Raw genomic sequence first — 22,559 nt, forward strand, 5'->3', positions numbered from 1 at the left:
AGCCAGGGTCGGGTTCTAGGGAGTGGTGCGCATGAAAAGGGATGCGGCAGTCGTGTTCGTTCACGGGCTCGCAAAGAAGCCCGCGCCAGAGAAGCTGGAGGAGATTTGGATGTGGGCATTGTCCCGCGACAATCCGATGCCCAGCGTCTTCGCACCGCCCAACTCCGGCGTCCATCTGGACAACCGCGGTATTCCCAGGCACTTCGGGTACTACGCCGACGTCTTCTACGGCACCGACTACGAAACGGAACTTTCTTCGTACTACGAGTCCGCAGGGGATGCAGGGGAGGCCGAAATAGTGGCGGAAGTTGCGGGCATGGAAGATGTGCCCGGCAAAATGGAGTTGCTGACCGACGAAGAGCGACGCTTCGTTACCAGCCTGGAATCGAAATTCAGCGCGCAACTTGCCCTGTCACCAGTCGCCGTCGCGAATCCGGCTTCATCGCTGGAGGAGGCGTCGGAGTACGAAATCGCAAGCTGGCTGCCGGCCCCGATCAAACAAGCCATCGTGCGTGCCGCGGCGATGGAGGCCTACTACTATCTGTTCGACAAGGAATACGTCCGGCAAGACGGCCGTCGCTTCAAGGTTCGCGAGGAACTCCGCACCCGGTTGCTTCATAAGCTCAATGCGGCCCGCGAGGAATCGGACCGGGTCATCGTCGTTTCGCACAGCATGGGCACGATAGTGGCGTATGACGTTATACGTAACTGCGATGACTGCCCCCATGTCCACGCCTTACTTACCCTCGGATCGCCCCTGGGGGTAAAGGAGGTACAGGACGAATTACACGCACCAGGAAGCAGCAAGCCCGACTTCCCACCCTCTCGCCTCGATCGTTGGATCAACATCTACGATCCGCTCGATCCGATTTGCGGCGCGGACCCACGGTTTGCGAATGACTATGCGGGGGCAGGAGGGAAGGGCGTCGAAGATATCAAGGAATCCAACTGGGGGCGTTGGAGACACAGCGCTACGCACTATCTGGCTGGCTCCCGGCTACGCGAACAGCTCATCGCAGCAATGGGCCAATAGCTCATGCGCGCGGTGGACGGCGATGCGATGCTAGAGCTCGCCAATTCCCTCGCGGAGGGAAACTGTGGCTCCGCCCCGCCATGGGAGCTCGCAGCGGCGGTGGACTTGCTTATCGCCTCATTTGGAAACGGCCAACAGCGCCGTTCTGTCGACGAAGTAAGGCTTGCGATGCGTGCACTCAACGCGTACCGCCATTTCTATCATGCGCAACGGTTGGGTGAGGCTTGGCACGCGTGCGTCGGCTTGGATCCGACCATCGCCAAACACCAGGCCCAGGCGCTGATTAATCTTTCCGGGCTCGATGCTGCCGAGCGGCTTTTGCACGAGGCCCTATCCGCAGCCGAGGCGCCTGGAGCATCCGCGGACGCCATGTCCGAAATAGTGGAATACCAAGGCCTACTGGGGCGCATCGACAAGCAACGCTTCGTGTCGCGCGCAAACAAGGGCAGCCTGGTCAAGGCCACCGATCGCTACCTTGAGCAGTTTCATGCGCATCGGGACAAGCCCTACTGGCTGGCCATCAACGCCATTGCGCTGATGAGCCGGGAGCTCAAGGAAGGACTGCCGCCTCGCCCTGCATCGCCGACGCAAATGGCGCAAGTCCTTTGCGAACGTCTCCTCGCCCTCCATGCCAATGATCCCGGCGACTCGTGGCTTTGCTCCACGCTTTCGGAAACCTACCTTGCTCTCGGCGAATGCGAGTCGGCGGAATTCTGGTTGTACCGTTTCCTCCACCATCCTCGCACGCTGCCGTTCCATGTCGAAAGCTACGAGCGGCAACTTCGCGAAATATGGCAGGGCAGCGCGATCGGCACGGGGCCGGAATGCGCAAACAGGCTGGCAACGATCATCGCGCGATATGTGCTGCGCTCCGAAGCGAGGGTTTCCATCTCGCCAGGCCGCGTGCAGGCGATTACCGAGGCGATCGCCAAGCGCCCGGCCGAGTTGGAGAAGAACTTCGCAGGCGAGTCCGGTTTCAGCCTCGCTTTGCTCCAACGCATGGTTTCCGCGTGCAGCTCCATCGGTTGCGTGACCAAGCGTGGCATGGAACGCCTGGGCACCGGATTTCTGGTGGCGGGCGCCGAGATCAATCCGGCGTGGGGAGCCGAGCCGGTGTTCGTTACCAACGCGCACGTCATCAGCGAGGAAGTCGCCGGCGCGATCCCGCCGAGCGATGCCCTGGTCACTTTTGAAGTGGAATGCGCTACCGCACCGCAGCCAGTGTTCCACCGTATAGCGGAGGTGTTGTTCACCTCGGCGCCCGGCAACCTCGGCATGCGATGCGCGCGCCAGGATAGTCTCGACGTGACCATCGTACGTCTCACCGAAACTACGACCGGGTTTTCCGGGCTCGCAACGGCGAGGGCGCTGCCACTGGTCAGCCAGAAGGCCAAAACTTACGTCGTGGGCCATCCGCTGGGGAGTGGATTGCAGATATCGCTGCATGACAGTTTGTTGCTGGATATCGACGACGATGGTCGCCTCATTCACTACCGCACGCCGACGGACCCCGGCAGCTCGGGAAGTCCGGTTTTCAACTCGCAGTGGGAGGTGATCGGCGTTCATCACGGCGGCTCGGCGTCGATGCCGCGCCTGCGTGGAGAAGGCTGTTATGAAGCCAACGAAGGGATCGCGTTTCATGCGGTGCGGAGTGGGGCATCTGTAACTTCGCCGGCGACAAGCCAATAGAACCGATGTGAGGACAGCGAGTGTCGCCCATCTTCATCAGCCACTCCTCGAGCGACAATGCGCAGGCTTTCGCGTTGCGCGACCGGCTCGCCGTCAACGGCTGGAGCGACGTCTTCCTCGATCTCGACCCGCGCCGCGGCTTGATAGCGGGCGAGCGATGGCAAGTGGGGCTGCCCCAGGCCGCGCATCGCTGCGGAGCCTTGATCTTCGTGATTTCGCCGACGTCGGCCGCCTCCAGATGGTGCCTGACCGAATTCCTACTCGCCAATTCGCTCGGCAAGCGCATCTTCGGCGTCATCGTTCAGCCGATCGACCTGAGCGAGCTTCCGCGTGAGATGGGCCGCCCTTTCTAGATGTCGATACGATGGAACGTTTGCCTACATCGACCAGCGTGCCCAACGCCGCACCTCTTGAGGAGTCGCTCGCCGAACGCTACGACGTGTTCATCTCCTATAGCCGCAAAGACATTCAGTTCGTCGCGCGGCTCGAACGAGCGCTCGAGGCCTACAAGCCGCCAAGTTCCTTGCCGCTCGAACGACGTCGCCTGCGTGTTTTTCGAGATGCCCAGGATCTGACCGGACCCGAGTACGGCGTTTCTATCCGGGATAACCTGCGGCGATCGAAGAGGCTCCTTGTGGTGTGCTCGCCCAACGCGCGCCAGAGCGCTTTCGTCGACCAGGAGATCGAGTGGTTTCTCGAAACGCACGAGAACGCCGATGTGATCTCGCTGTTGCTCGACGGCGTACCGAACAACGAAGCCGATGCCGTCGACCCACGTTGCGCCTTTCCTGCGCAACTCTGCAAGGCGCATGCGATTCCCCTTGCCGCCGACTATCGCGGCTTCGACGTAGCCAGCAACAAACCTGCCAAAGCGCCGTTCGCTGGCGCATGGTACACACTGCTTGCGAACATCTACGGCATCGACCGCAACAAGCTTGAGGAGCGTGAGCGTTTGCGGCAGCGGCGTGAACGGCGTATCGCGATCGCCATCACGGGCGTGGTCATGGCGAGCCTCGCAGGCGCGGCGGTGTTCTCCTGGGTCCAGATGAAACGCGCCGAAGAACAGCGCGATGTCGCGGTTCGCGGCTTCGCGCGCTCCCTGGCCATGCAATCCGAGGACGAGCGTGAGGTAAACAAGGAAACGGCGCTTCTACTCGCCGTGGAAGCGGCGCGTGCCACACACGATGTTGACGGCACGTTGACCGACGATGCGGAGCTTGCGCTGCGGCGTGTCTTGGCGGAGGCCGGCGGCACGCGGCTCGGCATCGACACGCGTGGGCTGAGTTTTAGCGCCGACGGACGCTGGCTTGCGCGTTACGACGACGACGGCAAAGTGACCGTCTGGGATCTCAGGGCTTCTGAAAGCAAGTCTCGCGAGCTAACGCTGCCGGCGCTGCCGAACGACAAAGCGTCCGGTTCGGAGGGAGGCCGGCTGTCGGCAGCGATATTCGGACCGCAGCATCGGCTCGCCCTCATCACCAAAGATCGTGATCGGTTTGCGGTAGTCGACGTGCAGGAGCCTCGACGGGGAAAGCCACGCTGGCTGACGCCTCGCGTGGGTCGTATTCGCCATCTCGAGTTCAGTCACGACGGCACTGCATTGTTGCTAGTCGATGACAGCCCAGATCTCGCCTTGCATGAGGTCGCCGACCTGACCGCGCCGCCGACTCTCCTGCGTGGTCACGCCGCGAAGTCAGTCGACGGTGAGATGCGCGGCATTGCAACCGCGGCGTTCGGATCGACCGGTCGCTGGATCGTTACCTCCGGATGGGATGAGACGGTGCTCTTGTGGGACAGGAAGGCCATCGATGCTGCCCCGCATAAGCTGCTGACGGGCGTCATTGCAACCGCTCCGGTCTTCAGCGCGGACGACCGTTGGCTCGTGGTCGCCACGCAGTCGGCACCCCATGTGCTCTGGAGTCTTGGCGACGACGCACCGCGGGCCGTCGCGATGGCCAGCACGCCGGGCGAAACTGCTCCCGGAGCCGCGTTGTCGTTCGATGCGCCCTCGTCGGCATTCATGACGGGCGATCACCTCATCGCGGCCGGCGGCGGCGAGACGCTGGTTTGGAAGCTAAGTCCGACCGGCGCGCAGATCGAGCGGCGTATTCCTGAAAGCCTCGCAGCGCTTGGCGGCGATGGACGCCATTTCGTCACCACGCGCGTGGCGGGCGGACAACCGCCGGACTACATCATGTCGCTATGGAATGTTGAAGCATCCGCGGAGGCAAAGGCCGAAGAGCGAGTGAACGCACCGATTCATGCCGTCGGTTATTCGGCGCGCGGTCGCCGACTCGCGGCGTTGACGGATGCCCAGGAGCTGTGGGTGTGGGATCTGACGTCCGATTTCGAGTCATCGGACGCGCGCCGCTATCTCGGTGCGAAAGGCAACAAGCTCGTGATGAGTGCCGACGGTCACGCCGTCGTCATCGGCGATTGGTCGAGCGAAGCGCGGCTCTGGATGCTGACGAACCCGAGCCTTGATCCATTGCGAGTGAGCGACGTCGAAGACGACGCTGAGCTCGAGCAGCGGATGACGTCCGGCTCAAGCTCCAGTAGCCGTTCGGGTCAACCCTTCGGTGGCCTCCAGCAGATGCTGGCCTTCGACCGCGATGCCGCGCGCGTCGCCATGCCGCGCCAGGGCGGTGCTCTCGCGATCGTGACGCTAGCGCGGCCGAATCGTGCTCCGGTAACGATCCCAGTGCACGAAGACGGCGTTTCCGCGGTTGCCTTCAGTCCCGACGGCAAGCTCGTCGCGGCGGGCGACAAGGACCTCACGATACGGCTCTGGCGCAACGGCGAGCACGACAAGCCCATGGCGACACTGCGCATACCGAGCGCGGAGGGAGCCGCCTCAAGCGTATCCGTGCTGACGTTCAGTCACTCCGGTCAGCGATTGGCCGCAGGTGGCGCGTTCGGCGCGGTTGCCGTATGGGATGTCTCGAACCTGGCGGCCGAGCCGCTGACGCTGGCAGGACAGGAAGACTGGGTGACGTCCCTCGAGTTCAGTCCCGACGATGGCAGCCTCCTGGTCGCGACCGACAGTGGCGCAGCGAGCGTCGTGGCGCTCTCCAAGCCCGTATCCGTGCGTGCGCTCAAAGGTCACACGGGATTCATATGGGGCGCCTTTATTGCCGACGGCGAAGCTGTCGTCACGGCCGGGATGGACGGCAGCATCCGGGTATGGTCGATGAGGGATGCCAAGGCCGAGCCGCGCATCCTGCAGGGCCATATCGACACCATCACGACGTTGGCGCTGGTGCCTGGCGAGCAGCGCCTTATCACCGCAAGCGAAGATGGATGGCTTCGCGTGTGGAACCTGGCCTCCGGCGACCAGCCGGAAAAGGCTATAGCGCTACGCGTGCCGCTGTCGATCATCACGGTCAGTCACGATGGGCAGTGGCTCGCGCTTGCCGATCGCGCCGGCAACGTGCAGTTGCTGAGGATGGCGGCGCTCGATGCCGTGGGGAAGGAGTTTCCGTTGGCATGGCCGGGGAGGGAAGAGGATCGCGCCGGGCTCTATGCGCTGAAATTCTCCCCCGACGATCGCTGGCTTGCCGCGCTCCTCCCGGGAGAGGGCAGAGTGTGGCGTCTCGACGGCGGGGAGCTGATTCGCCTTGCTTGCGAGGCGAGCGGGCGCAATCTAGATGTCGAGGAATGGGAGAAGTATCTCGGCGAGCTCGAGTATCGCTTTACGTGCCCCGAGTGGGGCCTTGGGCCGGGTTATCTCGCGCATGCACGCCGCGATGCGAAGCGCGGCCATCTCGATAATGCAGTACGGCTGTTGACGCGGGCGAAGGCATTGGTTCCCGAGCTGCCGTTCGAGCCGGCGGCGGAAGCGAGGCGTATCGGCATCGCCGGCGTGCTCGAGCGCGGTCGGGATCTGGTACGCGACGGACGATCGGACACCGCGCTCGCGGAGCTCGGTAGAGTTCGCCAAATCGACCCTGGTACCAGCTTCGATCCGGCGCAGGAAATCGAGCGCGTCAAGAAGGCGGGTAAGCTCGTCGTCCAAGCGGACGCACAAGCCTCCATAGGCGAGCTCGACGGGGCGACTGCAAAGTATCGTGAGGCACTGGTCCTCGATCCCGGCCTCGACATCGACCCTGGCAAGCAAGCGAGCAAGATCTATGCCCCCATCCTCGTGCAAGAGGGGGAGGAATTTGCGAGGCAGGGGCACATGGAAGAGGCGATCGCGCGCTTCGAACGCGCCGAGCAGCTCGATTCGAAGGCATTATGGCGAACGCCGGAAGAAACCGCGGGCAGCGTGCGTGCGGACGTGCTCATCGCCGAAGCCGGCAAGCTGGCTGATGGCGGCGACCTGCAGGGTGCCATTGCTGGCTACCGCGCGGCGATGGTCCTCGACGAGAAGCGCGGGATCGATCCCGAAGCTGAAGCCGCCAAGCGCGTGGCGACCTATTGGCTGGAGCAGGCCTATAGAAGCGGAGAATTTCCGGGCGCCATCGAGCTGTTCGAGAAGGGGCGTTCGCTGGATGCGACCGTCAAGGTCGATTCGTTCTCGGCCAATGGGCTTTGCTGGGCCGCGGTGAAGCGCGGTTACGCGAAGCGGGTCATGGCCATATGCAACGCCGCGGTGTCGAGCGATACGGCCAACTGGATGGCGCGCGACAGTCGCGGGGTTGCGCGTGTGCTCGCCGGCGATACGGCCGGGGCCATCAGTGATTTCGAGGCCTATGTGCGGGCGGGCGACCGCCCCGACGTGGTTGCGCAGCGCAAGCGCTGGATCGCGCGCCTGAAGGCCGGGTGGCGTCCGCGGTCATTCCAGGAGCTCGACAGGGGCTGAATCCGATTGCCTGTACGGCCGAGCGCCGAACGGATCCGCATGCGATTGGAACGCAGCTCACCGACAGCTCAGCCGCGGCCACACCCCGACCCACTACTTCGCATAATGCCTATAACCACTGCTTGTTCAGGTAAGCCGAACCCGACGACCGAGCCGCCACCGTGAGCCGAAGCGGGTAGGGCGACCAACGACAGCACGCAGACCATCAACGCAACCGACGCCGCCGCCCCGAATTTACGCGCCAGGGCGAGCCAAGCGTCGTGAGCCGCACCGGTAGTGCGGGCTACCTGGGCAATCAGAAGCCACTCGGCCGGCTCTTCGCCTGCGATCCGGCAAAGCCGCACTACGTCATCGTCTTCCGGGTTCCGCACCCCTGACCGCCACTGCGACATCGTTTGCTTGGACTTCCCCAGGCGAACACCCATGGCGCTATCGGTAGCGATGCCGCTACGGGCGCGGGCGTGGTCGATCAGGTCGGCAATGGTCTTCATAGTCCTCACCAGAGTTGACTTTGGTACTCATCCAAGCATACTTCCACCTAGTCCTCATCTGAGAGGACTAGGGCGCCGGCGGGGACGGGGCCCAGCCCTCCCCCCAAGGGCTGCCGTCCCCGCCCACTACGGGGGTAGGCATGGACAGCGGCACACAGCAGCAGATCGGCGACCAACTCGCCCAAGCGTTCGTCTTCGCAATGGTCGCCAGCTGCATCGCTGGCCTCTGCACTAGGTCCCTGGTCGACCTCGCTTCCAACCTCTACTACCAGTGGCGCGCTGAACGCCGCCGCCGTTCCCTGCGTCGTCGCCGGCAGGGGAGGTTTCTGTGATGCGTCACGAAATAGCCCTTGCGCTCGAGCTCGAGCACACCGCCTGGGAGCGCTACAGCGCTGCCCATGCTGCCTGTAGCCGGCCCCGTCCAGGCGACCAGGTCGACCTCTTCGACCCCACCCGAGCTGTTTGCCGCGAATGGCTGGGCATCTGGCTCGCCTGCGCTGCTGAGGCTGACCGCCTGGGGGCTCCCTATGCCGGCTGACGGCACCTTTTCACCGGTCGAGGCGTGCAATCGCCTCCCGGCCCGCGACTTGATCGCGGGAGTTGGCCCGAGCAGTAACACGGGCCAAAAGTCATCCCTCACGGCCCCGATTATCGATTTCGCGACGGTCGTCCTGGATAGCGAAAAAGCTCGCAAGTTCTTCCGCAAGATGCACCCGGCCGAGATGTTCCGCTCCGTCTTCACGGCGGGAGCTATCGCTGTTGGACCCATCACGGATCGTCCTTTCAACTTCTACGAACGCAGCTGCACGCTCATCGACGACACCGCAACCATTTGCGGAAAGATCGGCCTCTCAGACGATGGCAAGGTTCAAATCTCGCTGACAGGGCAGGGGTGTCAGCACGTCGCCAACTGGCGCGCTGTTGCTGACGTGGTCGACATGCTCGACGGCAAGCTGTCTCGCGTCGATATCGCGGTCGATGATCTGACCGGCGAAATGTTCAGCGTCCGCATGTTCAAAGAGCTGCACGAAGCCGGTGAGTTCACCAATAACGGCAGGCCCCCAGAGGGCCGTTTCATCGATGACTGCGGCAGCCAAAAAGGCTGCTCGATGTACGTCGGTCAAAAGGGTCACAAGCAGCTCAACGTCTACGAAAAGGGCAAGCAGCTCGGCGATCCGGAATCGCAACACACGCGCTGTGAGCTGCGCCTCTACTCGAAGCGCTACGAGTTGACGACCGATGTTCTGCGCAACCCTGGCCGCTATTTCGGTGGTGCGTACCGCCTGCTCATCAACTACGTGATTGGCGAGGTCGAACGGCTAGAACTGAAAGACCAACTCGTCAACGCAAGCGCAAAAGCGGTTGTGCGCTTTCTCAATACCCAGGCAGGCACAGGACTTGGCGTCCTGGCTGAAGCCCTGGGCGAAGACTTCATTTCGTTTCTCGTCACGAAAATCATCCGGACCGGTCGCCCCGGACGATTCAAGAGCTTTAGCGGCGACCTCTCTGCACACCTCCGAACTCAACTGCTACCTGACCTGGAAAACTAAAAATGGCCACTGTCACTGTCACCTCGGAAAAGATCGAAACCAAGCGCGGCGAAAAGAACGGCAAGCCGTGGGAAATCCGCGAGCAAAGCGCCGTTATCGAAACCTCGCAGATGCGTAACAACTGCAAGTTGCCGCTCCGCAAAGACCAGCCGCCGTACAAGGTTGGTCGCTACAACTACGACGCTGAGGCTGCGCTGAAGGTCTCCGACTTCGGCTCCGTCCAGCTCCAGCGCGACATGGTTCTCGAACCGGCGAAGGCCTAACCGTCATGGCACGGGTTCTCACCTGCGTGACTTGGAACGAGACCGCACAGCAGTGCGACGTTGAGGCCTGGGTCGAGCAAACGAGCCCGTGGCTCGAAGCCATGCCCACCGTCGAGCAGGCGAATACGGTGGGTGCGGCGATTTTCGTGAGCCTGCTGACCCTCGCAGTAATCAAATCACTGACCCAACCCCCAAGGGATAACGAATGAACATCATCGACAACACCCAGTCGCAGGTCTCCACCTTCCACAAGATGCAGCTCGCCGCCGTCCTGCTCGCGCTGTCGCCGTTCGCCATGGCGGCCGATTTCGACGGTACCGAGATCGTGACCAAGGTCGTCGCGTACACCGCCGTGGGCGTGCTGATCCTCGGTGCGTTCGCGCTCGGTCGCTGGACGCTGCGCGCCATGGGTCTCATCGGCGGCAAGTAAGTCTTCGCACAACCGGTGCTTACCTCACGCCGGGCGGCCACCATCCGCCCGGCCTTTTTTTTTGGAGAACGTCATGGAAGGTCTAGTGATGCTGGTGTGGTGGTTCCTGGCAGCGCACGTTTGTTCGACCGGCTGGGGTCATTGATATGAACTGGACGAGATGCATCCTTGCCCTCGCGCTACTTCTCGGCAGTGCCTTTCCCGCGTCGGCTGAATACACAAACACCTGTTCCGACTCGTTGTGCTACTTCAAAGATGAAGGTTCGGCACGCTCGGCATGCGAAGCCAGCGGCCAGAAGATCATTTCTAAATACACGTACGTGTGCGAGCGGGTGACTGCCGCGCCGATGCACTACTACTGCAAGGGCACGGGCGCGGGTCAGGGCTATTCGTGCTCGCGACTTGCAACGGATTTTTTCACCGCGCCAAAGCCCGCCCCTGTCTACTCGCATTTCTATTTTGAAGACGCTTGCACGGCGCGGCAGCCTATGTATGCGGGCGAACTGTACGACACGACGGTCAAGGACGGTTTTGTCTGTGCCAACGGCTGCGAGTACCGCCTTGACTACAGCATTCGTAAACGACTGGACACGGCCGGCAAGGACAGCATTCTTGCAGGCAAGGGGATGCAGGTTCCCACCGGGCAAAGCTGCAAGTCGCCGGAGACGCCTGCGAAGAAGCCACCGGACAAGCGTGGCGTATGCAGCGAAACGTTGGGTGGTCATACGTTTTGCACTCGCGATGACGGAAAAATTTGCGTTACCAGTGCGGGGACTGGACGCACTTACTGCGGACCCGCGTCAGACGGTTTCAATGCGACCAACCCGAATCGCACTGAGAACATCAAGGTAGGACCGCCCACGCCTTCGCCGACACCTCCGACGCCGCCAACGCCTCGGCCTGGAGAGGATTGGAAGCCCAGCGGCAGCGGGACGATTAACAACATCTCGAACAACAACAGCAATTCGATCAGCATGAGCGGCAACGCCGGCACGCCGAACACGACTCCGGGAAGCGAACTTCCTGGCGATGGCTCAGAGAATCCCGGCATCCCCGGCGGTACCGACGGCGAGGGTGAGGGCCCCGAGCCCAGCACAGCGTCTGGTGGTGCGTGTGGCAGCGGTTGGACGACGTCCGGCGATGCGATCCTCGGCGCGATCCTCGGTGAGCAGCACAAACAACGCTGCGCGGGAGACAAGGCGAACAAGGGTTTCGACGACGTCGCCGGCACCAGTCTCAGCGACGATGGCGTGCTTGAAAATTTCTGGAAGAACCCCGGCTCCGGTCCGACGCTCAACCGCGACTTGATTTCCATTGGCGGCGCTGGCGCGCTCTTTCCATCTGTGCAGATCGAGGGCCAAGAGTGGACGGTCCCCGAGAGCTTCTATGACGCGATCGCACAGATCCGCTTCCTGATTATCGCGGTGTGCACGATCGTTGCTGCGTTCGTCGTCGGGAGGAATATCTGATGGCCTTTCTCGATCTACCGAGCAACATCATCGCGGCCGCTGCCGAGGGCTTTCACAAGCTGGTTCAGCTCAAAGGCGCGATCTGGCTGGGACGCATCCTGTCTGCCGTGGGACTGGGCTTTGTCGCGCAAGCGGTGATCTACGACCCGTTGATTCAGTACGCGCAGGATGCATGGCAGGCGATCCCGCTCGGTGTAGCCAATTGGGTGCACGCCTTCGGCATCGACACCGGCGCGTCGATCATCCTCAGTGCGTACGGCATCAAGGGTGCGGAACGCATTTTCATTCGTCGTGACAATCAGAGCTGAGGTCGGCCATGCTGGGTGATACCGCATCAATTTCCGCGCTGACCGGCCTTCCCGGAAGCGGTAAGAGTCTGCGTCTTGCGCAGGCAATCAGCATGCTCGTTGAAAAGGGCGAGCACGTTTACTACGCGAATATTCCTGAGCTCTCGATCAAGGGCACCACGCCGTGGCCTGATGCGACGAACTGGCGCGATCTGCCTACGGGCGCGATTCTGTTCGTCGACGAAGCCCAGGATTTTTTTCCCGCGCGTCGCGGTGGCGAGCCCCCGGAAGCCGTGATCATGAATCGCATCCGGCACCTCGGCATTCGCATCGTGCTCGCGACGCAGCAGCCGAGCTATCTCGATACGCATTTGCGCGGCTTGATCGGCTACCACGAACACCTGTTGCGCAGGAACGGCAAGGAAGCAAGCTTTATCTTTCGCAACAACCAAGTCATCGAGGAAGTGCGTGCCGCGCTGCCGCGCATCAAGAAGCTGTACGACTATGAAAACTGGTCGTTCCCCACAAAGTACTTCGCTTGCTACAAGTCGGCGGAGATCCACACGGTGAAATACCAAATGCCGGCGTTGGTGAAGAAGGCCTTGATGATCATTCCGGCCGTGATACTGATGAGCGGCATCGCTTGGTACACGGTGTATCGCGACACGTCCCTAGCCAAGGGGCATGAGTCGGCGGAAGGCGACGCCTCCGGCGTCGCCGCAGCCGACGCCGCCACTTCTGGCGCTGGCCAGCCGCGAGTCACCATACGAAGCGCTGCCGACTACGGAAAGCACTACCGGCCGCTGGTCGACGGGCTGCCCTGGTCAGCGCCGGCATTCGTCAACCGTCCGGCGCTGGCCGATCCGAAGGTCTACTGCATGTCGTCGGGCCAGGACGGCAAAGAGGCTTGCAGCTGCATCACGGAGCAGGGCACGCGGTTCCTGATCGGCGGGGAGCCCGAGGTGGCTAAAGCTACCTGCGAGAACGTGGCGCGCTGGGGAGCCCCGTACAACCCGTTCCAGCGCCCAGGCGGGCCACAGGACCAAGCGGGTAGGGAGCGCCGCCAGGAGGCCCCTACGGCCGCTCCAGCGCGGGCAGGGGGCGAGGGCAAGGTGGCTCCGGCCAGGGTCCTCGCCGGCACTGTCCTGGCCGCTGACCAGGTCGCGCGGTATGGGGACATTGGTATCGGTGCCGCGGCAACTGCAGCAGCCAGCGGGAACTAAATAGTGACGCGTCACTTATAACACAAAGCCATTAGACATTAGTGACGCGTCACGATAATATGCATCGTACCCAAGGAGCGCCCAATGAAAGACCTTCAGGACCCAGGAACGATTGAGCTTCCCTTGCCGCGCAAACGCGGTCGACCGACGTATCGGCCATCCGGAAAGCCATTGACGCCCGCTGAGCGGGCCTATTGCTATCGTGCGCGTCGCAGTCAACGCGAGGATAGGATGCTCGATGACCTGAGCAGTGCGACGTTGCCGCAGCTTTGCGAGTACCTGCGCCGTGTTGCTTCTCGGGCAGAGCCTGGAGAGGCGCCGAACTTGATGTACGAACTCGCGGCGGAAATTCTGCGCCGTTGCCCTAAACCGTAACGCGTCACTAAAAGGATGAGCCATGTTCCATGATGCAATCGCAGTCGGCGCGCTGGCTGGTGTGGTTCTCTACCTGCTGCCGGTTTTTCAGTACATCATTCGCGAAGTACGCGAGGCATATAGCCCCGACGAAGGGGATTTCCAGCAGAACGCCTCACCTGCACCTGCGCCTGCCTCGGACGAGGACTAGGTTGGGTCAACCGGGCAGGGGGCCGCCCAGGTCACCCCGCCCCCGATAACGGCTTTGGAGATCGACATGGACTGGATGCTGCTTGCATATGTGTTCGTCGCGGGGGTTCTCATCGCGGCCTTTCCGGCTTGGTATCGTGCTCGACGCCGCGAGCGCCTGATTGAGCAGCTCGGGTGGTTGCTTGAGGTTGAGAATCTCAGATCGAAACCGGAGAGTGACGCGTAACGAAAAGGCCCCCAATTGGGGGCCTTCGTTTTTGTCTGTTCGGATCTGAGCGAGCAATTTTGAGTAGCAGCGATCGACGGATCTGCCAGCTCGAGTAGCTACCGCTCAAACATCCGCTGATGCCGATAGAGCCAGCGGTCCAGCTGGTGCGGTGCGATCCATTCGCGGGTGGGTGCGATCAGCCGCTGCCCGGCCATGCGCCATCCGGTCCAGGGGCCGAACAACGGGGTTTCGTTGTAAACCGTGCGGCGGTACTGCTGCGCGGCGCAGTTGTTGGGGCATGGCGATCCTTCAGACCAGCACGGCGGTCGACTCATTTGCCTGCGTCCTTGCGGCGCACCAGTGAGCCATAGATCGCAGTGTGCTTAGAAGGGCACGCAGGTTCCGCTTCGCCAGACGTCGGTACGCGTCCCGCTTCCTACGCACACTTCGCATAATGCCTATTATGTTATAGAACAGCTGGCATCCGGCTGCCGGCTGAGCTCAGCTTCCCTGGCAACGTCATTTGCAGGCGTCATACACGCGATCGTTCCATGCCCTGCGGCCGTCGTAGCCGGTGTTCCGACCTTGCTCCGACTCGAGGTACTGGTCGCGTAAACGCTTCGTCTCCGCGCAAGCACTGTAGCTTCCGGTACTGGGGCCTATAACGGTCCCAGGACCGGCGCCTTGTCGCGCACGCCTGGCCAGGCGCGGCAAATAGTCGGGATCTATCCGAGGCTGAGGCGGATTTCGCACTCGGCCATAGGCGTCGCTGGAAGTGGCCCAGGTGCCCCAAGTCTTCAGGTGCGCTTGGTCAGCCTCGCACGGCTCGGATTGATAGCTGATCTCCTTGCCGCGAACGCACTTATGGATGTTCTGGGCGGCCACCGGGCCCGCTACGAGTACAAGAAATAACCCAACCGCGATCCTTGCGTGCATAGCGCCCCCTGCGCCGTTTGGTCGCTCCACGATACGACCAAGAATCCGCAACGAACAGGCCCGGCGGAAACCTGTGCCACGTATCCAGGTCGCGCCAGTGCGTGGCGGACGCTCGGCAGTCCTCGCGCCGATCGTTGCGATAACAGTTCCAGGTGCAGGCTCGATGGGCGTCCTTCTCCTTTACGACCGGCTATCCTGCTTGCCTACCCAGGGGGAAGCGTCATGGACGAGAACACACGCACCGTCAGGAAAGACGAGGATCGAAGCCCCTGGGGCTGGATCAGCCCCGGGCTCGCCATCCTGATCTTCACCGGGATCGTTGCCGCCGCGGGCGCGGCAGCCTTCCAGATCGGCAAGCAACAGACCGCCGCGGACGACAAGAAACGCAACGAAGCGGCCGACCGGGCCATCGCCCAACAGCAGCAGATACAACTGCGAATGGAAGAAGCCCTTGCCGAGCGCGACAGCCTGCGCGACCGGGTGCTGCAGTTGGAAACCGAGCTTTTGGCCGAACGCAGCGCACAACCGCAAGAAAAAAGCTCACTGCGCTGCATCAACGGCGAACTGGTCGTTCGCAAGGGAAACACCTGGTCCTCGGCCGGCGACTGCTGAGCCAGTGCGCGAGTCCTCGTATTCCTAAGGCCGGACACCGCCATAGCGCATCCAGCCACCGGTTCGGCGCACGCCCGCGCTGACGGGCTGGCCAAACGCGGCCGGATCGGATGCAATCGGGCCGACCCTTCGTGCCCCAGGACCATGACCGCGTCGACCGAAGCTCGTCCCAAGCCACACTCAAGCCCCCTGCCCCGCAGCGAACCGCCGTTCTGGCTGCCGTTGTTGGCCGGCCTGCCCTTGGGGCTGGGGCTGCTGTTGATGGCAGTGCCCTTGCTGGACCATGGCGCGGCGACGGCATCGCGCACGCTGTACCTGTTCGCGCTGGCGCTGTGGATGCTGCCGCTGACGGCGCTGCAACGCGGTCTGTGGCGTCGCGGTGTGGCCGGCTGGGCCATGGCCGCGGTGTTGCTGCCGGCGAGCTATGCGATGGTGGTCGCGACCAAGGCCCTGAGCGTGGTGATGATCGCCTGGAGCAAGGGAGCCACGCTCGACGGCTTCAACTGGTGGTTGATCTTCCGCGGTCTGGAAGGCGCTTGGCTGGCCTTGATCGCGTACTGCGCCATCCATGCGGTGGCGGTGTATTACGCGGAGTTGCAGCAGGCCCAAGCGCGCCATCTGCAGTCGCAGGCCCTGATCCGCGACGCCGAGCTGCGCGCGCTGCGTTATCAACTACAGCCGCATTTCCTCTTCAATACCCTCAACGCCATCTCCGCTCTCGTGGCCGAGGGACGCAATCGCGAAGCACAGCAGATGTTGGCCTGCCTGGGCGATTTCCTGCGCGCCACGCTCGACGGTGCGCACGGACATGAAGTCGGCCTGGCCGATGAAGTCGCCATCACCGAGGCCTATCTGGATATCGAGAAGGCACGCCTGGGTGCGCGCCTGCTGGTGAAGTGGGAGCTCGGCCCCGGCCTGCTGACGGCGCAGGTGCCCTATCTGTTGTTGCAGCCTCTGGTTGAGAACGCCATCCGCCACGGCATCGCCGCACGCACCGCGCCGGGCCGACTCGACATCCAGATCAGCGACGAGGCTGGACGGCTGCGCGTGCAGGTGAGCAACGATCTGTGCGCGGAGCAAAGCCGTGGCCGCGACGACGACTGCGTCGCGCGGGCAGAGCCGGTGGGCCTGGGCAACATCAGCGCCCGGCTGGCCAACCTGTATCCCGGCGATCATCAATTGAGCGCGGGCATCGGCGCCGATGGGCGTTATCGGGTGGACCTGTCCTTTCCGTTGCGGCTGCATGCGGGGCCTGCCGCATGATGCGCGTGGCGGTGGTCGACGACGAACCCCTGGCGCGCAGCGGCGTGATCGCGCGGCTGGCCAGTTGCACCGATGTCGTGGTGGAGGGCGAATACGCCGATGGCCCCTCGGCGCTGGCCGGGCTCGAACAGCGCAGGCCCGATCTGGTGTTCATCGACGTGCAGATGCCCGGCATGACCGGCCTGGAAGTGTTGGCCGCGCTGCCGTCGACGTGCCGGCCGTTGGCGATCCTGTTGACCGCACACGACAGTTTCGCGGTGCAGGCCTTCGCGCTCAACGCGGTGGATTACCTGCTCAAGCCGATCGACGAGCTGCGCTTCGCCGAAGCGCTCGACCGCGCAAGGCGCTTGCTCGCCTGGCATGCCGGCGGCACCGCGGCGCAAACGCCGGGCGGCATCGTCCCGGAACCCGCTTGTCCGACGCGTTTTTCGGCACGGGTCGGGCGGCGTTCGTTGTTCGTGGCCACCGCCGACATCGATTGGATCGAAGCCGATGGCGATTACGCCAGTCTGCATGCCGACGGTCGCGTGTACCTCTTGCGCGAGTCCTTGCATCATCTCGCCACCCGCCTCGACCCAGCCTACTTCGTACGCATCCACCGTTCGACCATCGTGCGCGTGGATCGTATCGCCGAACTGCAGGCTCAGACCAATCGCGATGCCATGCTGCGTCTGCACGACGGCACCCCGTTGCGGGTCAGCCGCACGTATATCGACACGCTGCTGGCGCGGCTGCAAGGCGCTCGTTCGTAGACGCACCGGGATGCGCCGCGGCACCGTTCCCCACCGACTCGGCGCAGGCCGTGCACGACTGACCGCAGTAGCCGATCCGGGCCCGAATCTCGCGACTAGAGTAGCGTCACCGCCCCAGGAGCACCGTCGCATGTCGCGTACTCGAACACTCCGCTTAGCCTCCCACCTGCACGCTTCGCTGGCGCTGAGCCTGGCCATCGCGCCCTGGCATACCGCGCTCGCGGCCGACAGCTGCGCCGCCGGATCGAACTCGCCCGCGGCCAAGACCTCGCAACTGATGCTCGATGCGCTGCGCGCCACCAACGGCGTGCCGGGCATGGGAGCGGCAGTGTGGCGCGACGGCGAGGTCGTGTGGACCGGCTGCAGCGGCCTGCGCGACATCGCCGCGAAGTTGCCGGTCGAGCGCGATACCGTGTTCCGTCTGGCCAGCGTGTCCAAGCCGTTGGCGATCACCGCCGCGGCGAAGCTCGCCGAACAGGGCCGGCTCGATCTGGATGCACCGGTCTCGGGAATGTTGCCGTGGCTGCGCAACGACTGGTCGCCGATCAGCGTGCGGCAGCTGTCGGCGCATATCTCGGGCATGCCGCATTACCAGCTCGGAGACAGAAACGCCGGCCAGCGTCACTACGCGACCGGCCGCGACGCGGTCGGCATCTTCGCCGATCGCAAGCTGTTGTCGGTGCCAGGCACGACCTACCGATACTCGTCCTGGGGCTATACCTTGATCGGTGCGGTGATCGAAGCCCTATCCGGCCAACATTACCTGGACTATCTCGCCGAACAGATCATCCCGGGCCTGGCCATCCAGGCCGATACCGACGGGCTCGGCAAGAACGTGTCGCGCCTGTATAAGATCGGCGACGGCGCGCCGCGCCCTGCCCCGCCAAACGATTTCAGCTACACCTGGCCCGGCGGCGGCATGGCCGGCACGCCCGAGGCGCTGGTGCGGTTCGGCGGGCGCCTGCTGCAAGGCCGCATCGTCTCGCCGAAGACGTGGCAGGCGATGTTGCAGCCGACCCGCTACGCCAACGGCCAACCGGTGCGCGAACGCGACTACGGCCTCGGCCTGGGCTGGCGCATCGGCAAAGACGAGGACGGCGCAGGCATCGCCCATCACGCCGGCACCACTGACGGCGCACGCAGCGCGCTGGTGCTGTGGCCGCAGCAGGATCTCGCCGCCGGCGTCTTGTCGAACGCCCAGTGGGTTTCGGCGATCGACAAGACCGCGATGATGCTGGCGGCACCGCACCGGCCTCGGCCGCAGGGCCTGCTGCCCCGGCCCTGCCCGCTCGCGGCGACGCGCTATCGCGGCAGCCTCGGCGAACGCCGCTTCGACGGCGAGCTCAGCTTCCGTCTCGTCGACGGCCGTTGCATCGGCCAACTCAGCGCCGCCAATTCGCTCGGCGGCTACTTCGACGCGGCCGAAGCCTGGCCCACTCGCGAACTGCAAGTGATCGCGCTCGACCGCGACGGCCAACTGGCCCGCGCCGCCCTGGTCGCACCGACCGGGCTGTACGACTTGCGTGCCAAGGCGACAGGCGCTTGGTCGGCGCGTTTCAGCGACGAACTCAGTCTGGAGTTGATGCTCTGACACGGCCGCGGGAAGCGGAGGTTCGCGCATACGACGATGACGGCCAGCCTGGCCGTCATCGCGCATCGGACCGGCCCGTACCGATCTACGGCGCCGCTTCGCCGCCATGCTGGCTGAAGGCCTGCGTGCTGCCATCCAACAGGACGAGTTCCACCGTATAGGGCGACACGCTGCCATCGGGCAGTTCCATTCCCGGCGAGCCCGCGGGCATGCCCGGAAGCACCAGGCCGCGGGCCCGGGGACGCTCGGCCAGCAGACGACGGATATCCTGCGCCGGCACATGCCCCTCGATCACGTAGCCATCGATCTCGGCGGTATGGCACGAACCCTTGCCATGCGGAACCCCGAGCCGCTGCTTGATCGGGTTGAGATTGTCCTCGTCGCGCGCCTCCACCCGGAAGCCGGCCTTGCGCAGATGCTCGACCCACAGATGGCAACAACCGCAGGCCGGGTCCTTGTGCACCAGGACCTGGGGCAATGCCACGGGGCTCACTGGGGCTGACACGACAGGCGTGCTGGCCGCCGCGCTATCGGGCAAGCGTGCGCAGGCACTCAAGGCGAGGCCGGCTCCCAGCGCCAGCCACAGTCCGGCTTGATATCTGTTCATTCGCATGACGGCGTTCCTTAGCGTTTGGGCCGCGAAGACCAGTGAATATGCACGATTCGCCAGCCTGGCTGCGCTCGCTCGAGCACCATCGTTTCGGTGCTCAGCAAGATCGTGGGCTTGCCATCCCCGCTGGTATGCACTTCGCTCTCGGTGCCCACCCAGGCCAGACCGCCTTCGGCGCGGGCGGTGCGGCGCAGCACTCGAACGCGCGCCGTTTTCAGGAATGCGGCATCGTGCGCGGCATGCCCGCCCAGGTACTGTTCGCGCGAATGCTCGGCGCCGCCGCTTTCCAGAATCAGCGCCTCGTCCGCCAACAACGAGCCCGCCTGGGTCAGGTCTCCGGATTGGAGCGCCGAGGAAAAGCGCTCGACCGTTTCGAGCGCAGGCTTCGCGGCCGCCGAGACATCGCTGTTGGCCGGCGATGCGTGCTTGCCATCGTGGGCCGGTGCCGGCAACGCGAACAGTGCGGCCACGCAGAAACAGGTCAGTAAGCGCAAAGGCATCGATTTATTCTCCCGGGTAAGTGAACGGTCAATGTTGGTGGTCATGGCCATCGTCGCTGGCTGGATGGGTTTGGGGATTGGGTTTCGCTTCCGGCATGGCCATCCCCGCATGGGGATCGGCGGCCTGGGGTTTTGCCGGCGGTTTCGGCCCGGACGGTTTTACCGTCGAAGCATGCAGGTGCTGCATACCATCTGCGTGGGTATGGCGGGTTCCGCCTTCCGACCTCATGCCCGGCTTTGCTCCCATGGCCCCGCTCTCATCGTTCTGCCGGGGATGCGCTTGTTCATGCGCTGGCCCGCCGCTTTCCCGATGGCTGTCGCGCTGGTCAGGTGCGTGCGCATGCCCACCGGTTTCCCCGCCGCCGTGCGAGTGCCCGCCGCTGCTGGCGACCCAGGCCTGGTACTGCGCTTTGTCCAGCTTGGGCAATTTTTGCAGGAACGCGGCCATGTTCCAGATGTATTCGTCTTGCATGCTTTTGCCCCAGGCCGGCATGCCGCTGGCCTTGATGCCGTGTTTGATCGCCCAGAACGCCTCGGCGGCGGACACCATTTCCCGAGTCAAGTCCGGCGGCGCCGGATACAGGCCCTTGCTCAGTTCGGTCGGCCCGCTGCCTGGCGCCAGGTGACAGCCCGCGCACATCGCGGCGTAGTTGCCTGCGCCCTGTCGGATACGCGCCTCATCGTCGAGACCGGCCGGCAGTTGCAACTCGCTCGCTCGTACGGAGATCGAGCGAGCGCGGGCGGTTTCCAGCAATGCGTAGACCGCAGGCGTATGCGGCTCGTCAGCGGCGACGTTGTAGACGCCGGAATATACGGTGGCCGCGCCGGCGACGGCGACTAAGCCGATCGCGAGCATGGCCGCGAGCATGGAGGTGCGGATGGTCTTCATGGAGTCTCTCGTGAATCTTGTGCGAACGCGCGAGCGTGCTGGCGAACTCGTCGCGCAGTTGGGCGCGGCCTCGACCCTGCTCGAACCTGCGCCGATGCGAGGCGCAGGTTCGCCGCTCCGACGCGTGGCTCGGCCAAGCCGGCGCGCAATCGAATCAGCGATCCGTCGGCGCAAGCGGCGACGGAATCGAATGGCATGGCGAGTTCTGCATGCGCCAGGGACGCCCGCGGGAGTGGGCAGGACCGTCGTGCTCGGGCAGACCGAATGCACGACGGCAGGCGCCTTGCGGCGCCGGCGAACGCTCAGGCGATGGGAGGTCGAATCAGATGCGGGAGCGTGGGCGCGGGGTGACCCAAGCTCATCGCTCGGATCGACGGATCGCGAGCGATGACCACCATGGGCTGCGCGACGGCCGGCACCGCGAACGCGCAGCTCTGCATGCATGCGCAACCGCATGCGGAGGATTCGCAACAATCCGGTGCGGGATCGGCGCAGCCATCGGGAGCCGGCCCGGAGGCATCGCTTGCGGCACCTGACTTTCCTGGCGGCACCGCATGATGCTCCAGACAGGGCGCAGCGCCGTTCTTCGCTGCCGCCGTAACCGATGACGAAGCGGCCGGCATCGCCATTGCGCCCAACATGCGTATCGATGCGTTCGCCGTCCCTATCCCGTTGAGGATAAGAACCAGGCTCAGCAGCAAACGCAGCGCGATGGCGGAAACGGACATGGCGGCACGATACCTCATCCGGGCTTCGCTGAGACAGGCCCGACATGAAGGTCGGTCCCGAACTCGGCCGTGTCCCGCGCTTACGCTCGACTTGCGGCTTCACGGGACTGTCGAAGATTCCGGCGATTGCTTCGACTCGGCTCGGCTCCATGGCCATGCCGCATGCGCGAGCGCTGTGCGGATACCGGGCGCTCGCCGGATGACGCCGGTGTTACCGGCATGCGAACCCGCCCTAAGCCATTGATCGAGTTACGAACGCAAACCGTAAGGTTCCCGGCAGGTGAATCCGGGCGCAAACGTGGATGCTCCGTCCTGCCGCCGGCCAGGACGACGCCGGCGCGGCTCGCCGGCATCGGATGCGAGCGAGAGTCGTCTGCACAATGAGGACAGGATCATGGCCACCATCAGCTTCGCCGGTTACGGCGTCTGGAACAGCACCAACGACGTCACCAGCAAAGTCACCCAACAGTACGCTAACAAGCAGCGCAAGTTCATCGCCAACAACGGCGACTACGGCGATCCGGCGCCGGGCGAGCGCAAGTATCTCTACATCGTCTGGAACAACAACGGCGCCACCGACAGCGGCGTGGTCGGCGAGGACGACGATCGCGGCATCATCGTGCCCTGAGCCATTGCTGGCGGACGCCGTTCCGCCGGTCGGAGCATC

24 protein-coding genes are annotated in these 22,559 nt (G+C 63.9%); 18 read left to right on the forward strand and 6 right to left on the reverse strand.

What is annotated here, in order from left to right:
• Positions 1 to 31: 31 nt before the first annotated feature.
• The 4 genes from LC490_RS17520 to LC490_RS17535 are packed head-to-tail and all read left to right on the forward strand — an operon-like array spanning position 32 to position 7,526.
• A complete protein-coding gene (locus tag LC490_RS17520; protein ID WP_031372433.1) occupies positions 32 to 1,033 on the forward strand; it encodes a hypothetical protein in 1,002 nt (333 codons plus the stop codon).
• 3 nt (positions 1,034 to 1,036) lie between these two features.
• Entirely contained in the window at positions 1,037 to 2,722 is a 1,686-nt protein-coding gene (locus LC490_RS17525) for a serine protease (protein WP_223621028.1), read from the forward strand.
• A gap of 20 nt (positions 2,723 to 2,742) precedes the next feature.
• Complete coding sequence (locus LC490_RS17530) at positions 2,743 to 3,075, forward strand: toll/interleukin-1 receptor domain-containing protein (RefSeq protein ID WP_223621029.1); 333 nt, start codon at positions 2,743 to 2,745, stop codon at positions 3,073 to 3,075.
• Between the two features lie 11 nt (positions 3,076 to 3,086).
• A complete protein-coding gene (locus tag LC490_RS17535) occupies positions 3,087 to 7,526 on the forward strand; it encodes a TIR domain-containing protein (protein ID WP_223621030.1) in 4,440 nt (1,479 codons plus the stop codon).
• A 68-nt stretch (positions 7,527 to 7,594) separates the two neighbouring features.
• On the opposite strand, the gene LC490_RS17540 is transcribed toward LC490_RS17535, so the two are convergent.
• Positions 7,595 to 8,017, reverse strand: a complete 423-nt coding sequence (locus LC490_RS17540) for a helix-turn-helix transcriptional regulator (protein ID WP_223621031.1) — start codon at positions 8,015 to 8,017, stop codon at positions 7,595 to 7,597.
• Between the two features lie 398 nt (positions 8,018 to 8,415).
• Here LC490_RS17540 and LC490_RS17545 point away from each other — a divergent pair, with 398 nt between their 5' ends.
• The 9 genes from LC490_RS17545 to LC490_RS17585 all read left to right on the forward strand — a co-directional run bounded on the left by LC490_RS17545 (position 8,416) and on the right by LC490_RS17585 (position 14,029).
• The gene (locus LC490_RS17545; RefSeq protein WP_223621032.1) at positions 8,416 to 9,567 is read left to right on the forward strand and encodes a replication initiation factor domain-containing protein; all 1,152 of its coding nucleotides are present in this window, start codon (positions 8,416 to 8,418) and stop codon (positions 9,565 to 9,567) included.
• 2 nt (positions 9,568 to 9,569) lie between these two features.
• A complete protein-coding gene (locus LC490_RS17550) occupies positions 9,570 to 9,830 on the forward strand; it encodes a G5P family DNA-binding protein (RefSeq protein ID WP_223621033.1) in 261 nt (86 codons plus the stop codon).
• A gap of 5 nt (positions 9,831 to 9,835) precedes the next feature.
• Positions 9,836 to 10,039 carry a hypothetical protein gene (locus LC490_RS17555; protein WP_223621034.1) on the forward strand — a complete coding sequence of 68 codons (204 nt, stop codon included), beginning with the start codon at positions 9,836 to 9,838 and terminating at the stop codon, positions 10,037 to 10,039.
• The gene (locus tag LC490_RS17560; RefSeq protein ID WP_223621035.1) at positions 10,036 to 10,260 is read left to right on the forward strand and encodes a hypothetical protein; all 225 of its coding nucleotides are present in this window, start codon (positions 10,036 to 10,038) and stop codon (positions 10,258 to 10,260) included. Before LC490_RS17555 ends, LC490_RS17560 begins: the two co-directional genes overlap by 4 nt.
• A gap of 146 nt (positions 10,261 to 10,406) precedes the next feature.
• Complete coding sequence (locus LC490_RS17565) at positions 10,407 to 11,729, forward strand: hypothetical protein (RefSeq protein WP_223621036.1); 1,323 nt, start codon at positions 10,407 to 10,409, stop codon at positions 11,727 to 11,729.
• Positions 11,729 to 12,037, forward strand: a complete 309-nt coding sequence (locus LC490_RS17570) for a DUF2523 family protein (protein WP_223621037.1) — start codon at positions 11,729 to 11,731, stop codon at positions 12,035 to 12,037. The genes LC490_RS17565 and LC490_RS17570 overlap by 1 nt, the downstream gene beginning before the upstream one ends.
• A gap of 8 nt (positions 12,038 to 12,045) precedes the next feature.
• On the forward strand, positions 12,046 to 13,239 hold the full coding sequence (locus tag LC490_RS17575) for a zonular occludens toxin domain-containing protein (protein WP_223621038.1): 1,194 nt from the start codon (positions 12,046 to 12,048) through the stop codon (positions 13,237 to 13,239).
• Between the two features lie 397 nt (positions 13,240 to 13,636).
• On the forward strand, positions 13,637 to 13,804 hold the full coding sequence (locus tag LC490_RS17580) for a hypothetical protein (RefSeq protein WP_223621039.1): 168 nt from the start codon (positions 13,637 to 13,639) through the stop codon (positions 13,802 to 13,804).
• Positions 13,805 to 13,870: 66 nt separating this feature from the next.
• Positions 13,871 to 14,029: a hypothetical protein gene (locus LC490_RS17585; RefSeq protein WP_223621040.1), complete on the forward strand. Its 159-nt coding sequence runs from the start codon at positions 13,871 to 13,873 to the stop codon at positions 14,027 to 14,029.
• 98 nt (positions 14,030 to 14,127) lie between these two features.
• Here LC490_RS17585 and LC490_RS17590 read toward each other — a convergent pair whose 3' ends face one another.
• On the reverse strand, positions 14,128 to 14,346 hold the full coding sequence (locus LC490_RS17590; protein ID WP_223621041.1) for a hypothetical protein: 219 nt from the start codon (positions 14,344 to 14,346) through the stop codon (positions 14,128 to 14,130).
• Between the two features lie 823 nt (positions 14,347 to 15,169).
• Here LC490_RS17590 and LC490_RS17595 point away from each other — a divergent pair.
• From LC490_RS17595 to LC490_RS17610, 4 genes are all read left to right on the forward strand, one after another.
• Positions 15,170 to 15,559, forward strand: a complete 390-nt coding sequence (locus LC490_RS17595; protein WP_031372437.1) for a hypothetical protein — start codon at positions 15,170 to 15,172, stop codon at positions 15,557 to 15,559.
• Between the two features lie 144 nt (positions 15,560 to 15,703).
• On the forward strand, positions 15,704 to 16,822 hold the full coding sequence (locus tag LC490_RS17600) for a histidine kinase (protein ID WP_223621042.1): 1,119 nt from the start codon (positions 15,704 to 15,706) through the stop codon (positions 16,820 to 16,822).
• The gene (locus tag LC490_RS17605) at positions 16,819 to 17,574 is read left to right on the forward strand and encodes a LytTR family DNA-binding domain-containing protein (protein WP_223621043.1); all 756 of its coding nucleotides are present in this window, start codon (positions 16,819 to 16,821) and stop codon (positions 17,572 to 17,574) included. The genes LC490_RS17600 and LC490_RS17605 overlap by 4 nt, the downstream gene beginning before the upstream one ends.
• 130 nt (positions 17,575 to 17,704) lie before the next feature.
• Positions 17,705 to 19,165 (forward strand): serine hydrolase domain-containing protein, encoded by a 1,461-nt coding sequence (locus LC490_RS17610; RefSeq protein WP_223621044.1) that lies wholly within the window; start codon positions 17,705 to 17,707, stop codon positions 19,163 to 19,165.
• Positions 19,166 to 19,250: 85 nt separating this feature from the next.
• Here the strand turns inward: LC490_RS17610 and LC490_RS17615 are convergent, their stop codons facing one another.
• The 4 genes from LC490_RS17615 to LC490_RS17630 form a co-directional block, all read right to left on the reverse strand.
• Positions 19,251 to 19,772 carry a DUF411 domain-containing protein gene (locus LC490_RS17615; RefSeq protein ID WP_031372441.1) on the reverse strand — a complete coding sequence of 174 codons (522 nt, stop codon included), beginning with the start codon at positions 19,770 to 19,772 and terminating at the stop codon, positions 19,251 to 19,253.
• A 17-nt stretch (positions 19,773 to 19,789) separates the two neighbouring features.
• Entirely contained in the window at positions 19,790 to 20,320 is a 531-nt protein-coding gene (locus LC490_RS17620; RefSeq protein WP_223621045.1) for a nuclear transport factor 2 family protein, read from the reverse strand.
• The gene (locus tag LC490_RS17625) at positions 20,304 to 21,164 is read right to left on the reverse strand and encodes a cytochrome c (protein WP_081930942.1); all 861 of its coding nucleotides are present in this window, start codon (positions 21,162 to 21,164) and stop codon (positions 20,304 to 20,306) included. Before LC490_RS17625 ends, LC490_RS17620 begins: the two co-directional genes overlap by 17 nt.
• 302 nt (positions 21,165 to 21,466) lie before the next feature.
• Positions 21,467 to 21,892: a CopL family metal-binding regulatory protein gene (locus LC490_RS17630; RefSeq protein WP_161786123.1), complete on the reverse strand. Its 426-nt coding sequence runs from the start codon at positions 21,890 to 21,892 to the stop codon at positions 21,467 to 21,469.
• A 394-nt stretch (positions 21,893 to 22,286) separates the two neighbouring features.
• Between LC490_RS17630 and LC490_RS17635 the strand changes: the two genes are divergently transcribed.
• Positions 22,287 to 22,520: a hypothetical protein gene (locus tag LC490_RS17635; protein ID WP_031372445.1), complete on the forward strand. Its 234-nt coding sequence runs from the start codon at positions 22,287 to 22,289 to the stop codon at positions 22,518 to 22,520.
• The last annotated feature ends 39 nt before the right edge of the window (positions 22,521 to 22,559 follow it).

The organism is Lysobacter sp. ESA13C (assembly GCF_019970005.1).
GTDB classification, from domain to species: domain Bacteria; phylum Pseudomonadota; class Gammaproteobacteria; order Xanthomonadales; family Xanthomonadaceae; genus Lysobacter; species Lysobacter antibioticus_B.